This is a genomic window from Parabacteroides sp. AF17-28 (assembly GCF_003479205.1).
Taxonomy (GTDB): Bacteria; Bacteroidota; Bacteroidia; order Bacteroidales; family Tannerellaceae; genus Parabacteroides; species Parabacteroides acidifaciens.
In genome coordinates this window covers 1-14,535 of the sequence record NZ_QUGV01000004.1, presented here as the reverse complement: position 1 = coordinate 14,535, position 14,535 = coordinate 1, and the positions used below count along the sequence as shown (strand labels likewise).

Genomic DNA, 14,535 nt, shown 5'->3' with positions numbered 1-14,535 from the left:
TTAATATTTCTATTTGTTTAAATTATTCCTCAGTTGTTTCTTCAGTGTCGTCCACATTTTCCTTGTTTTCGACATCATCAGAGACATCTTCGAAATCGGTATTCTCTATTGGATGTTCATGAACAGCAGCACCTTCCAAAGCTTCGCGCTGAGCTTTTTCTTCAGCAATCTCTTCTTCAGTCTGTGACAGAACTTTACATACAGAGGCGATTTCGTCATTACGTTTCTCCAAATTAATCAAGCGTACGCCTTGCGTTGCACGTCCGATGACATTCAGATCAGATACCTTCATACGGATCGTGATACCAGATTTATTGATGATCATGATATCATTTTCTTCCGTAACATTCTTGATAGCAACCAATTTACCGGTCTTCTCCGTAATGTTGATGGTTTTGACACCTTTACCTCCACGATTCGTAATACGGTAATCTTCAATATCAGAACGTTTACCGTAGCCTTGTTCGGACACAACCAGTACTGTTTCCTTTTCTTTGTCTTTTATGCAAACCATTCCGACTACTTCGTCGTTATCGCCGTCAAGTGTCATACCTCTAACGCCGGAAGCGGTACGACCCATAACACGCACGGCACTTTCATGGAAACGTATCGCACGCCCGTTACGGTTTGCAATCAGGACTTCATTATTACCATTTGTCATACAAACTTCGATCAGACCATCGTCTTCACGCAGCGTAATCGCATTCACACCATTCTGGCGAGGACGGGAATAAGCTTCCAGCAACGTCTTCTTGATCACACCTTTCTTCGTACAGAACAACAGGTAATGAGAATTGATAAATTCCGTATCTGTTGTCAGTTTCTTCACACGGATAAAAGCGTTTACCTTATCATCCGGCTCGATGTTCAGCAAATTCTGGATTGCTCTACCCTTCGAGTTCTTCGCTCCTTCCGGAATTTCGAACACTTTCAGCCAGTAGCACTTACCTTTAGCCGTAAATATCAGCAAGGTGGCATGCATGGAAGCCGGATAGATATATTCCACAAAGTCTTCATCACGTGTTTCAGAACCTTTAGCTCCTACTCCACCACGTCCCTGCGCACGGAATTCGCTCAACGGAGTACGTTTGATGTAACCCATGTGCGAGATCGTGATAATCATCTCGTCGTCTGCATAGAAGTCTTCAGGATTAAGTTCTTCGGAAGCATAAACGATATCTGTTTTACGTTCGTCTCCGTACTTGTCCTTAATCTCCTGCAGCTCGTCTTTGATTACTTTCATGCAAAGATCGTCATTTTCCAGAATTTCCTTCAAATATGCGATTAATTTTTCGATTTCTTCATACTCTGCACGGAGTTTATCCTGCTCCAGTCCTGTCAACTGGCGAAGTCTCATCTCGACAATAGCACGAGCCTGTACATCAGACAGAGAGAAACGCTCCATCAAACGCTCGATTGCCTCATTCGGGCTCTTGGATGATTTGATGATAGCGATTACTTCGTCGATGTTGTCGGAAGCAATAATCAAGCCTTCCAGGATATGGGCACGTTCTTCTGCTTTGCGCAGATCGTATTTTGTACGGCGGATCACCACTTCATGGCGGTGATCGACGAATGCCTTGATCAGGTCTTTCAGGTTAAGCTGACGCGGGCGTCCGTTTACCAATGCAATATTGTTGACACTGAAAGAAGACTGCAGAGCGGTCAGTTTATACAGCTTGTTCAGCACGACGCTCGAATTGGCATCTCTCTTGACATCAACAACGATACGCATACCGCTACGGTCGGACTCATCGTTTACATTAGATATACCGTCAATACGTTTTTCATTAACCAGGTCAGCGATATACTTAATCAATTCCGCCTTATTAACAAGGTAAGGAATTTCCGTGATGATAATCTTCTCGTGGTTGCTGTCCGTTTCGATTTCCGCCTTACCGCGTAGGATAATACGTCCCCTACCCGTTTCAAAAGCATCTTTCACGCCGGCATATCCGTAGATAGTGGCGCCGGTCGGGAAATCCGGAGCTTTGATATATTGCATTAAATCTGCTACTTCCATCTCGCCGCGGGCATCGATGAAAGCCATACAGCCATCCAATACCTCGCTCAGGTTATGAGTCGGCATGTTGGTAGCCATACCTACAGCAATACCGGAACCTCCGTTAACCAGCAAATTCGGAATACGAGTCGGCAATACAGTCGGTTCTTTCAACGTATCGTCAAAGTTCAGTTGGAAATCAACTGTATCTTTATCGATATCGCGAAGCATTTCTTCGGCAAGCTTGCTTAACCTTGCTTCCGTATAACGCATTGCGGCAGGACTGTCGCCGTCCACCGAACCGAAGTTTCCCTGTCCATCCACTAACGTATAACGCATAGACCATGTCTGTGCCATACGAACCATTGCGAAATAAACGGACGAGTCGCCGTGTGGATGATATTTACCTAAAACTTCACCAACAATTCTCGCAGATTTTTTATAAGGTTTGTCGGATGTATTTCCCAATTCATTCATTCCAAATAAAATACGGCGATGAACCGGTTTAAAACCATCCCTAACATCCGGAAGGGCACGCGAAACAATGACAGACATTGAATAATCAATGTATGCCGATTTCATTTCCTCCTCGATGTTAATCTTAATAATTCTGTCTTGATCAACCATTTAGTTTTATATTTATTACACTCAATATCTCACCTTTCAAAAAGTGCACTAAGGTAAGGCTTTTCCGTTTATCACGAAAGTTTTTAGCCCGAAATTTTAAGTCTTTGTCCTTTTCCTTTTTTATTAAGGAATAATGGCATGGAATTTGTTAGGTATATGGAGAGAGTTTATTATTTTTGCATTGTCACAGTACATTATTATAATATGAAAAATAACTATTCAAAGAGATTAATGGACATTATTGAATATAGCCGTGAAGAGGCGACAAGGCTTCAGAACAGTTATATCGGGCCGGAACACTTAATGCTTGGTATTATCCGTGACGGCGAAGGGAAGGCCGTGCAGGCACTGCGCGAACTGAATGTCGACGAATGGGGTATTAAGAAGAAGATCGAACAAGAAATCAAGAATACATTTGACGCCGAAGAAACTGTCCAGCATGACATCGCCATCAGTAAAACAACCGAACGCGTACTGCGTATGAGTATGCTCGAATCGCGTCTGTTCAAGAAAGAAGAAACAGGTACGGAACATCTGCTCCTGGCTATTCTGAAAGAGGAGTTTAACGTGGCCGCTAAAGTGCTGAACGAGGCAGGTATAACCTACCGTAGCGTGTACAATTATCTGGTAAGCGGAACAGGCTTGAAACGCATGGATGATTTTGCCGATGCAGAAGACGACCTCGAACATTTCGATGAAATCAGCGACGGTTATACCGACGATGACGAAGACGATGAAGACGATTTCTCTTCTCGCAGGGAATCTCCCCGCTCCTCCGGTTCAGGAACCGGTTCAGCACAGCCGAAGTCACCGAACGACACTCCCGTATTGGATAATTTCGGTACGGACATGACACGTGCGGCAGCCGAGAACCGCCTCGATCCGATCGTAGGACGTGAAAAAGAGATCGAACGCCTGGCACAGATCCTGAGCCGTCGTAAGAAGAACAATCCTGTCCTGATCGGTGAACCGGGTGTCGGTAAATCAGCGATCGTGGAAGGTCTGGCCCTTCGTATCATCCAGCGTAAAGTATCCCGTATCCTGTTTGACAAACGTGTGATCAGCCTGGACATGGCTTCCATTGTGGCCGGGACAAAATACCGCGGCCAGTTTGAGGAACGTATCAAAGCGATTCTGAACGAGTTGTCGAAGAACCCGAATATCATCCTGTTTATCGATGAGATCCATACGATCGTCGGTGCAGGTTCGGCCTCCGGATCGATGGATGCGGCCAATATGTTGAAACCGGCTTTGGCACGTGGCGAGATACAATGTATCGGTGCTACGACGCTCGACGAATATCGTAAGAATATCGAGAAAGACGGAGCCTTGGAACGCCGTTTCCAGAAAGTGATCGTCGATCCGACGACAGCCGAAGAGACTTTGCAGATCCTGCAAAACATCAAGGCCCGCTACGAGGAACATCACAATGTCATTTATACGCCGGAAGCATTGCAAGCCTGCGTAAAACTGACAGAACGTTATATCAGCGACCGTAACTTCCCGGATAAAGCAATCGACGCATTGGACGAAGCCGGCTCTCGCGTACATATATCTAACATCACTGTCCCGAAGAGCATCGAAGAGTTGGAAGCCAAAATCGAGGCGACTAAAGCTGAGAAACTGGCTGCCGTTAAGTCACAGAATTTCGAGTTAGCTGCCAGCTTCCGTGACAAAGAACGTCAGTACCTGCTCCAACTGGAAGCTGCTAAAGCCAAGTGGGAACAGGAGTTACAGGAACATCGTGAAACGGTAGACGAAGATAAAGTGGCAGAAGTTGTTGCCATGATGTCCGGTGTCCCCGTTCAGCGTATTGCCAAGGCAGAGAATCTGAAACTGCTCGAAATGGCAGAGAATCTGAAGAAGAAAGTTGTTGGCCAGGACGACGCCGTCCAGAAGATTGTAAAAGCAATCCAACGTAATCGCGTCGGTCTGAAAGACCCGAATAAGCCGATCGGAACATTTATGTTCCTCGGTCCGACAGGTGTAGGTAAAACCCATTTAGCTAAGAAGTTGGCGGAATATCTGTTCGACTCGGCTGATTCACTGGTTCGCATCGATATGAGTGAATATCTCGAGAAGTTTGCGGTGTCCCGCCTGATCGGTGCGCCTCCGGGATACGTCGGTTATGAAGAAGGCGGTCAGTTGACGGAAAAGGTTCGCCGTAAGCCCTACTCCGTTGTCCTGTTAGATGAGATCGAGAAAGCGCATCCGGACGTATTCAACCTTTTGTTGCAGGTCTTAGATGAAGGCCGCCTGACGGATAGTCTTGGCAGACGGATTGACTTTAAGAACACGATTCTGATCATGACATCCAACATCGGTACGCGCCAATTGAAGGACTTCGGCCGTGGCGTCGGTTTCAATACGCAAGCAGCCGGTGAACCGGACAAGGATTTCTCCCGCAGCGTCATTCAGAAAGCGCTGAATAAAGCGTTTGCTCCGGAATTCCTGAACCGTGTGGACGACATCATCATGTTCGACCAGTTGGATAAAGAAGCGATCCACAAGATCATCGACATCGAACTGCAAGGTCTTTACAAACGAGTTGCCAGCTTAGGTTATTCCCTGGAACTGACAGATGCCGCCAAAGACTTTATCGCAGGTAAAGGTTACGATGTGCAGTTTGGCGCCCGTCCATTGAAACGTGCTATACAGAAATATCTGGAAGACGAGATGGCAGAAATGATTATCCGTGCTTCTGTCGGCGAAGGCGACACGATTGTGGTCGACTTCGACAAAGACAAACAGGAGATCGTTACAAGCGTAAAAAAGAGCGAGCCGACAACAGGCGAGTCTCTTCCTGAGACATCTATCTGATAATTGTTTTATTTCATATTGCTGCCACCACTGGCTATAGTGCTTTGATTTATAAGTTCTATAGAAGTGGTGGCAGCATCTTTTAGTGGCACCGCTGCTACCACTATTTCACCTTTCCCCTCCTATTTCTTTAAAAAGTCTTAAATAGTTTCACCTGTTTCAATGCTTGAAACTAAAGTTTCATGCCCATGGAACAAAAGTTTCTCCTGCAAGAAACAAAAGTTTCCTCGGCATGGAACAAAAGTTTCACTACTTGGAAACTCCTGTCGCTTGCCATCTCTGATAACTTGTCAGTCCGAAATGCCATTTTGTACATTGGCATTGTTTTTGTTAATAAACATCACGTAAGCAATTATGGTTATAAAGCAGAAACAATAAGTATAATATTAAAATATATATCGTATTATGGCAAAACAAGGAAACATAGGTGTTACAAGTGAGAACATCTTCCCTATCATCAAGAAGTTTTTGTATAGTGACCACGAAATCTTCCTTCGTGAGTTAGTGTCTAACGCGGTTGATGCGACGCAGAAGTTGAAAACGCTGGCTTCAGTCGGCGAGTTTAAGGGTGAACTGGGTGACTTGACGATCCATGTCAGCTTCGACAACGATACGATCAAGATATCCGATCGCGGTATCGGTATGACGGCCGAAGAGATTGACAAATACATCAACCAGATCGCATTCTCCGGAGCTGAAGAGTTTGTTGAAAAATATAAGAACGACGCAGCCGCCATCATCGGTCATTTCGGACTTGGTTTCTACTCTTCCTTCATGGTTTCCAAGAAGGTGGAAATCGTAACCAAATCGTATAAGGAAGGAGCCGTTCCTATGAAATGGAGCTGCGACGGCACGCCCGAATACACACTGGAAGAAACAGAAAAAGAGGATCGCGGTACGGATATTATCCTGTATATCGACGATGAAAACAAAGATTTCCTGAATAAAGATAAGATCAACAGCCTGTTGACCAAATATTGCCGCTACTTACCGGTGCCTATCGCTTTCGGTAAAAAGCAGGAATGGAAAGACGGGAAGTATGTCGATACGGACCAGGACAATGTTATCAATGACATTCAGCCGGCGTGGGTCCGCAAGCCGAGCGATATGACGGACGAAGACTACAAGAAGTTCTATCAGGACTTGTATCCGATGTCGGACGAACCTTTGTTCTGGATTCATCTGAACGTGGATTATCCGTTCCACCTGACAGGTATCTTGTATTTCCCCCGCATCAAGAGCAATATCGACCTGCATCGCAACAAGATACAGCTGTATAGCAACCAGGTATTCGTTACCGACTCGGTTGAAGGTATCGTGCCCGAATTCCTGACATTGTTGCATGGCGTGCTGGATTCACCGGATATCCCGTTGAACGTTTCCCGTTCTTATCTGCAGAGCGACCAGAATGTAAAGAAGATCTCCAACCATATCACCAAGAAGGTGGCAGACCGCCTGGAAGAAATGTTCAAGAACGACCGCCCTCAGTTCGAGGAAAAGTGGGACAGCCTGAAACTCTTCATCCAATACGGTATGCTGAGCGAAGAGAAGTTCTACGACCGTGCGGCTAAATTCGCCCTGCTGAAGGATGTGGACGGCAAATATTATACGTTTGAAGAATACAAGGCTCTGACAGAAGCTAACCAGACAGACAAGGAGGGCAACCTGATCTATCTCTACACGACCAATGTCAATGACCAGTACAGCTATATACAGGCTGCTAAGGACAAGGCATACAGTGTGTTGATTATGGATGGCCAGTTGGATGTACACGCGATCAGCCAGTTGGAACAGAAGTTCGAGAAGACTCGTTTCGTCCGTGTGGACAGCGATACGGTCGATAACTTGATCCGCAAGGAAGACGCCGGCAAAGTTACGCTGGATGAAAACCAGAAGAACGCTTTGCAGGAGATGTTCAAGAGCCAGCTTCCGAAGATCGAAAAGACCGATTTCATCGTTACTTTCGAAGCATTGGGTGAAAACTCCAATCCGGTCATGCTGACACAGAGCGAGTATATGCGCCGTATGCGTGAAATGTCTGCCATGCAGCCCGGTATGTCGTTCTACGGCGAATTGCCCGACAGCTACAACCTGGTGTTGAACACAGACCACGAATTGGTAAAGAAAGTTCTTTCCGATGAAGAAACGGCCTGCGCGGATAAGCTGAATCCGATCTTTGCCGACCTGAAAGGCTGGCAGGCGCGTCAAAGCGATTTGCGTGAAGCCCAAAACAAAAAGAAGGAAGAAGAAATCACTTCCGAAGAAAAAGAAGATATGACGAACACGAATAAAAAGATCGACGAACTGGTTGCACAGCGCAACGGCATTTTGTCCGAATACGCAGCCGGCAACAAGCTGGTCAGCCAGCTGATCGACCTCGCACTGCTGGCAAACGGTATGCTGAAAGGTGAAGCGTTGAGCCAGTTCATCAAGCGCAGTGTTCAGATGATCGGATAATAAGGCAGATAAATAATATATTGAAAAGGCTTTAGTCAAGGAGGTTTGACTAAAGCCTTTTTTATTTATTCAACCGTGTACCCTTTTGCTTTTGCAAATTCCAGGATAGAGGAAGTTATGGCTTTTCCCAAATCCTCTTTCTTCTCTCCTGTTCCTTCTTTGGCCTGTTCCTCCATATATTGTTTGCGTTTAGCATCCAGCCGGGCTATTTCTCTTTGAATGGCGGCCCGCTCTTTGGCCAGACTGTCTGCATATGCCTGTAATCGGTCATGGGATAATTGTTGCAAATCGGCCGGCAAATCATCCCGGGAGATTTTGGCGAGTGCATCTTTATCTTGTTTCAGGCGATCTACCAAGTCCCATGAGGTGTTGTCATAGACTTCCTTTGTCTTACTGACAGCCCGTTCTGCATAGTTGGCAGAAGAAATGGACATGGCGTTCTGATCCTGCATTACCTGATTGGCTTTGCGTGCAGTGCCGGCATGTCCATAACCGACATATGTTCTGTTCAACCGGTCATTACAAAGAATGATTTGGGCGTCGAAAGGTGTTTCGATATAACGGATACGTTCGTCCGAGTCGATATTGAAAAACTTGCCGTTTCCCCTTACTGCCGCATCTTGCCAGTAATCATGTATTCCTGTTGCCCTGTCGCCGCAATGGATGGTATTGACGGAAATCCCTTTTTTGACAGCATCCGCAATGGCATCTTTGTACCGGATTTCCCCTTGGTCGAATATCTCGTTTCCGGCAATGTAAATCAACTTCATATCTGCTTCGTTGTTTCCCCATTCCAGCTCGTCGGCTGCTTTGTGGATAACGGTTCCGCAATACTCTTCGCTGCCTCCGGTTGTCAGGGCGAAAAGTTCCTGCGAGATTCGGTCCAGGTCGGTGGTCAGAGGAGTAATCTGCCGGATATAATCTCCCTTATAACGATAATAACTGCCGTATTCATAGAGAGAAATCTCTATTTTCGGCGTTTTTCCGTTATATTTGAGCGTTGTCAGCGTATTGACTATATTCCAAAGCCGGGATTTTGCCTGTTCGATCAATCCCTGCATGCTGCCCGATGTATCGAGAAGGATGGCGACTTGTATTTTCGTCTGGTTCTCTTTCTTTGCCGTTTCAGACACCATGTTGCCCATTGCAGTAGCAAAGATGGCTGCAAACAGAAAGCTAAATAGGATAATTCTTTTCATATTCGGATATTTTTTATAGGTTTATGGTTCAAATATAGAATGTTAAATATTAAAGTTTTTGCCAGAATGGGTGAACGGGGAATTTGACTTGGTGAAACATAACAGATAAATGTATTAGAAGCATTTACTTTACACATGTAAAAAACAGATGACGAAAAAAGCGATGAAATACTTGTCCCTTCTTATATTCATGTTACTGCCGGCGACAATTGCCTGGTCGCAGGAAGATACGATTCCGACTATAAAGTATTCCAGCAATACCCGGAACGCAGCCATGAAACTGTCGACCTCTTTAGAGAAAGACAGTTCCGACAGGAAAATAGCACTCGATTACCTTGTCTTGGCGAAGGAGTTAATGAAACAAGGCGAATATGTAAAAGCTGAACTGTATCTGAACAATGCCTCTAAACTCTATCAGAAGCTGAACGACAAAGAACAATTGGCCTACGTAAACCGGGAACTTGCCAAAGTGCAGGAAGCACAAAACAAACTGCGTGACGCTATCTCGAATTATAGTGAAGCAGTAAAGCTGTCACAGAACAAACAAGTGCAAGAACTGAATATAAATGACGTTAAACGTCTGAAGAATAAATCGAACCTTGTCGTACAGGCAACTTATATACAACGGAATATCGATATCCTGAATGCTGACGAAGACAAGGAGGAACGGGCTGTCGCCTATCAGCAGATGGCGGAAGTGAATATGAAGATGAATAATCAGCAAGCCGCCATTTCCAATTTGGAATCCGCATTGGAAGATGTAAAAGACAAGCCGGTCGAAACGATTAAAGTCAAACGGGAAATCGCCACTGCTTATGCCGCCGACAAGAAAATGGAAGCTGCTGCCGCGTCGCTTCTCCAGTCATACGAATTGGCATTGAAGGAAGGACACACGATTGAAGCGAAGAAAAGCCTGGAACAGCTTGCCGCACAATACCAGAAAATGAACAAGCCCCAGAAAGCCCTGGATCTATATAAAGACTTTATGAGTCAACTTGAACCGATGGTTAAGGCAGACAGTACTTTGATCGATTCCCGTTTTTTTGAAGTGCACGAGAAACGCATTGCCCAGTTGGAAAAAGAGCGCGTATTGAAGGATGAACTGATCCGGAAACAGAATAAATTCAATAGCTTCCTTTTGGGCTCGATCGTTTTGATCCTGATATTCATGGCTTTTATTCTTCGGGCCTGGTATTCTATCAGGCGCAAGAATAAAAAGATCGCATTACAGTCGTTACGGCGTGAGATGAATCCGCATTTCATATTTAACAGTCTGAACAGCGTGAATCAGTTTATTGCCCGGAATGACGAACTGGCAGCCAATAAATACCTCTCTTCCTATTCCCGCCTGATGCGCAACACATTGGAAAACTCCAACAAGGACTTTACTCCGCTTGCAACCGAGCTTGAGCAACTAAAGGAGTATTTAGAACTGGAACATATGCGTTTCCAGGATAAATTCACCTATCAGATTCGGATTGACGAATCGCTCGACATGGAGGCAATCCTTATTCCCAATATGCTTATCCAGCCACAATTGGAAAATGCGATCTGGCACGGACTCCGTTACAAGGAAAATTCCGGACTGCTCACTTTAACAATCCGAAAGAAGGCTTCTTCCCTATCCGTTGTCATAGAAGATAACGGCATCGGGCTGACCAAAAGCCGGGAGTTGAAAACCAAACATCAGCGGGAGCACCATTCGCGTGGCCTAACCAATACATACGAACGCATCCATTTACTGAACAGTTTGTATAATTGCCACATAACAATAGACATAACAGAAAAAACCGGGAATGAAAGCGGAGTAATCGTCACCTTTCACTTTCCCATACAACATAAAAAATGATGGAGACATTATCTAAGATAAAGAGCGTGATCGTAGAAGACGAACAAGCCGCACGCGAGGCTTTGAAAAATTATTTGGCTAAATATTGTCCTTCCGTGGAAGTAGTCGGAGAAGCCATTGACTGTAAGTCGGCCATTCCTCTGCTACATCAACTGGAGCCGCAATTGGTTTTCCTGGATGTCGAAATGCCTTTTGGAAATGCATTCGATGTACTGGAAGGATGCCGGGATATATATTTTGAGACGATCTTCGTTACGGCTTATTCCGAATATTCACTGCGTGCGTTGAATCAAAGTGCGGCTTATTATCTGCTTAAACCGGTCAGTATAGAGGAACTTATATTGGCGGTCAACAAAGTCCAGCAACACATCTCCAATCGCGAAGTCTTCAACCGCAATAAAATTCTGGTAGAAAACTTACGGGAATCCAAACCGGAAAAGCAGCAAGTCATTCTGCCGACTTTGGAAGGTTTCGAGGTTGTCAAGATGGAGCAGATCGTTCGTTTGCAGGGAAATGGCAATTTTACAGATATCTATCTCACGGACAAAAGTAAAAAGATGGTCTGCCGTTTCCTGAAACATTTCAGTGAAATATTGCCGTTCCCTTTTGTTCGCATACATAAGTCGCATATTATAAATTTTAATTGTATCAAGTCTTACCATAAAGGTTCGGGAGGATATGTCGTACTGGAAGATGAAACGGAAATAGAAGTCTCTCCCAGCTATAAGGAGAACTTTCTACAGCTGTTCAAATGATCTTATTTGCGTAACCAATTAACAAAACAGACCAATTTTATGTTGTATTTTATGCATCTCAAATTCTTGCAGTCTGGGAAATAACGACTACTTTTGAAATCATTAAGCAGAGAAGTTACAAGTATGAAAAAGATAGCTGTACTGACAGCCTTGTTATTTATGGCCTTACAGATGGGATACGCCCAAAAGGTGGGATTGGTTCTGAGTGGTGGCGGTGCGAAAGGAGCTGCCCACATCGGAGTCATCAAGGCACTGGAAGAAAATGGAATACCGATCGATTATATAACGGGAACATCCGCCGGCGCAATTGTCGGCAGCCTTTATGCAATGGGATATACGCCGGAAGAGATGGTTAATCTAATGTTGTCCGAAGAGTTCAGTTACTGGCAGACCGGGACAGTGGAAAACGAATATAAATACTATTTCAAACGTCCGGACCCGACACCTGAATTCGGTCATTTCTCGATCGACATGACTGATTCATTACAAGTTAAAGCCAACTTTTTCCCTCAAAGCCTGATCAATCCGATCCAGATGAACCAGGCTTTTATGGCTTTGTTTTCGCAGGCGACCGCTAAAGCCGGATGGAATTTTGACAACCTTTTTGTGCCTTTCCGCTGCGTAGCATCGGATATCTACAGCAAAAAAGCTATTATCTTCAAAAACGGGGACTTGGGCGATGCTGTCCGGGCTTCCATGACTTTCCCGTTCTTTTTCCAGCCGATATGGAAAGACAGTGTGCCTATTTTCGACGGCGGTATATACGATAACTTCCCGGTTGGCCCGATGAAAGAGGCTTTTCATCCGGAATTTATCTTTGGCTCGACAGTGGTAGGCAGCAATAACAAGCCTTCTTCCAATCCTTATAACCAGCTCGAGACGATGATTATGCAGAAAACGGAATACGACGTACCCGAGGAAGAAGGCATGATGATCAAATTCAGCTTCCCGACCGTGTCTCTTCTTGATTTCCAGAAATCACGGGAATTGATGGATATCGGCTATAAACGGACGATGGCGATGATGGATTCGATCAAGGCACGTGTCTCCCGGCGGGTTGACCTGGACGAAGTCAACAAACGCCGTGAGGCCTACAAGCAAAGTCTGCCTCCTTTAATCTTCCAGAATATATATGTTACAGGCGTGAGCGAATCGCAACGGAAATATATCGAAGCCCAACTGCATCGCGACATCAACCACGAGTTTTCGATGGAAGAATTTAAACGTGCATACTTCAAGATGCTGACTTACTCCAAAATTAAGGAAATATTGCCGCATGCCGTTTATAACCGGAAGGAGAAAAAGTTTGACCTTTATCTGGATGTCAAGATGAAGGAAGAGATCACAGTCGGGTTCGGAGGAAACGTATCTTCCTATCAGGCTAACCAGTTATTCTTAGGGTTGGGATACCAATACTTGGGACGGTTTGCCGCTGATGTTAACTCCAATTTCCAAGTGGGTAACTCCTTTAGCGGAGTGATGCTGAGCGGGCGTATTTATTTACAGACAAGGATACCGACCTATCTGAACTGGCAAGGTGTATTCTCGGAGAAAAAATATTCGGAAAGCCAGTCATTGTTCTACGAAGATGTTCTGCCGGCTTTTATCCGCCAGAAAGAGTTATATACGAAAGTCAAACTTGGATTCCCATTCCTGAACCGTGCCAAGGCGGAGATCGGTTTTGCCTACGGGCGGCTCAATGATTACTATTTCCAGACATCCAATATGACCTTCCCGAATGCAACATCTGATCACAGTTGGTATGATTTGTTTGCCGGTTCCCTTAGCATCGAACGAAACTCGTTGGATTACAAACAATATCCTATTTCCGGCCGGAAGCAGTTTCTTGTTGCGCAATATGTGACAGGCAAGGAAAATTACCGCCCTTCTCCTCTCACCGATATGGGAGCTTTTGACAGGAAAATACACAGCTGGTTACAGATGAAAGGCGAATGGGAACAATATAAGACACTTAGTTCACACTTTAATCTTGGTTTTACAAGTGAGCTTGTCATTTCCAGCAAGAATTTGATGAACAACTATACGGCTTCTGTTTTGCAGGCACCGGCGTTTACACCGACTCCTCATAGCCAGATAGTCTTTAACGAGGCTTTCCGGGCCAACCAGTATGTGGCGTTCGGGCTCTCTCCTATCTGGAAGTTTAGCAAATTGCTCCATTTTCGTCTGGATATGTATGGTTTTGCCCCGTTGTATGAAATTAAGAAGGAAGAGATATGGAATGACAATACTTATTCCGCTATCCCTTATTATGGTAAATTTCTCCATTCGTTCAAATATATGGGAGAGGCAGCCCTTGTTTTGCAACTGCCATTTGCCAACATCAGCCTGTATGCGAATGGCTATAGCTATCCATCGAAAAATTTCAATTTCGGTTTGAATATTGGTTATCTGATATTTAACCCGAAGATGCTGGATTAGTTAAAAAAAAGACAACGGAAAGGTTTGCATATAAAAAAGAAAATACTACCTTTGCACTCGCAATCAAGAAATAATGGCCGCGTAGCTCAACTGAATAGAGTAGCTGACTACGGATCAGCCGGTTACAGGTTTGAATCCTGTCGCGGTCACCATTTCAAGATGAAGTTTAAACAAAAATGAATATTGGCCGCGTAGCTCAACTGAATAGAGTAGCTGACTACGGATCAGCCGGTTACAGGTTTGAATCCTGTCGCGGTCACAAAAAAAGAGAATACTATCTAATTAGTATTCTCTTTTTTTTGTGGAAAATTAGGAGTTCATTATTTGGCAAAAGGGATCACCCCGAAAAATTGTGGAGCTATGCATATATATTTTTGAGTCTAAATA

Annotated in this window: 7 protein-coding genes and 2 tRNA genes; 7 read left to right on the top strand and 2 right to left on the bottom strand. The window is 44.7% G+C overall.

What is annotated here, in order from left to right:
* Positions 1-22: 22 nt before the first annotated feature.
* The gene (gene gyrA / locus DWW90_RS03625) at positions 23-2,629 is read right to left on the bottom strand and encodes a DNA gyrase subunit A (protein WP_115497657.1); all 2,607 of its coding nucleotides are present in this window, start codon (positions 2,627-2,629) and stop codon (positions 23-25) included.
* Positions 2,630-2,833: 204 nt separating this feature from the next.
* On the opposite strand from gyrA, the gene DWW90_RS03620 reads away from it, so the two are divergent.
* The gene (locus DWW90_RS03620) at positions 2,834-5,449 is read left to right on the top strand and encodes an ATP-dependent Clp protease ATP-binding subunit (protein WP_122344034.1); all 2,616 of its coding nucleotides are present in this window, start codon (positions 2,834-2,836) and stop codon (positions 5,447-5,449) included.
* Positions 5,450-5,854: 405 nt separating this feature from the next.
* Positions 5,855-7,906 (top strand): molecular chaperone HtpG, encoded by a 2,052-nt coding sequence (gene htpG / locus DWW90_RS03615; protein ID WP_122344033.1) that lies wholly within the window; start codon positions 5,855-5,857, stop codon positions 7,904-7,906.
* A 65-nt stretch (positions 7,907-7,971) separates the two neighbouring features.
* Here htpG and DWW90_RS03610 read toward each other — a convergent pair whose 3' ends face one another.
* Entirely contained in the window at positions 7,972-9,105 is a 1,134-nt protein-coding gene (locus DWW90_RS03610; RefSeq protein ID WP_122344032.1) for a VWA domain-containing protein, read from the bottom strand.
* Between the two features lie 148 nt (positions 9,106-9,253).
* On the opposite strand from DWW90_RS03610, the gene DWW90_RS03605 reads away from it, so the two are divergent.
* The 5 genes from DWW90_RS03605 (at position 9,254) to DWW90_RS03585 (ending at position 14,407) form a co-directional block, all read left to right on the top strand.
* Entirely contained in the window at positions 9,254-10,954 is a 1,701-nt protein-coding gene (locus DWW90_RS03605; protein WP_122344031.1) for a histidine kinase, read from the top strand.
* Positions 10,951-11,709 (top strand): LytTR family DNA-binding domain-containing protein, encoded by a 759-nt coding sequence (locus DWW90_RS03600; protein ID WP_233547642.1) that lies wholly within the window; start codon positions 10,951-10,953, stop codon positions 11,707-11,709. Before DWW90_RS03605 ends, DWW90_RS03600 begins: the two co-directional genes overlap by 4 nt.
* A 123-nt stretch (positions 11,710-11,832) precedes the next feature.
* On the top strand, positions 11,833-14,148 hold the full coding sequence (locus DWW90_RS03595) for a patatin-like phospholipase family protein (protein ID WP_122344030.1): 2,316 nt from the start codon (positions 11,833-11,835) through the stop codon (positions 14,146-14,148).
* Positions 14,149-14,223: 75 nt separating this feature from the next.
* Positions 14,224-14,300 (top strand) — tRNA-Arg (locus DWW90_RS03590).
* A gap of 33 nt (positions 14,301-14,333) precedes the next feature.
* A tRNA-Arg gene (locus DWW90_RS03585) sits at positions 14,334-14,407 on the top strand.
* Positions 14,408-14,535: the final 128 nt, after the last annotated feature.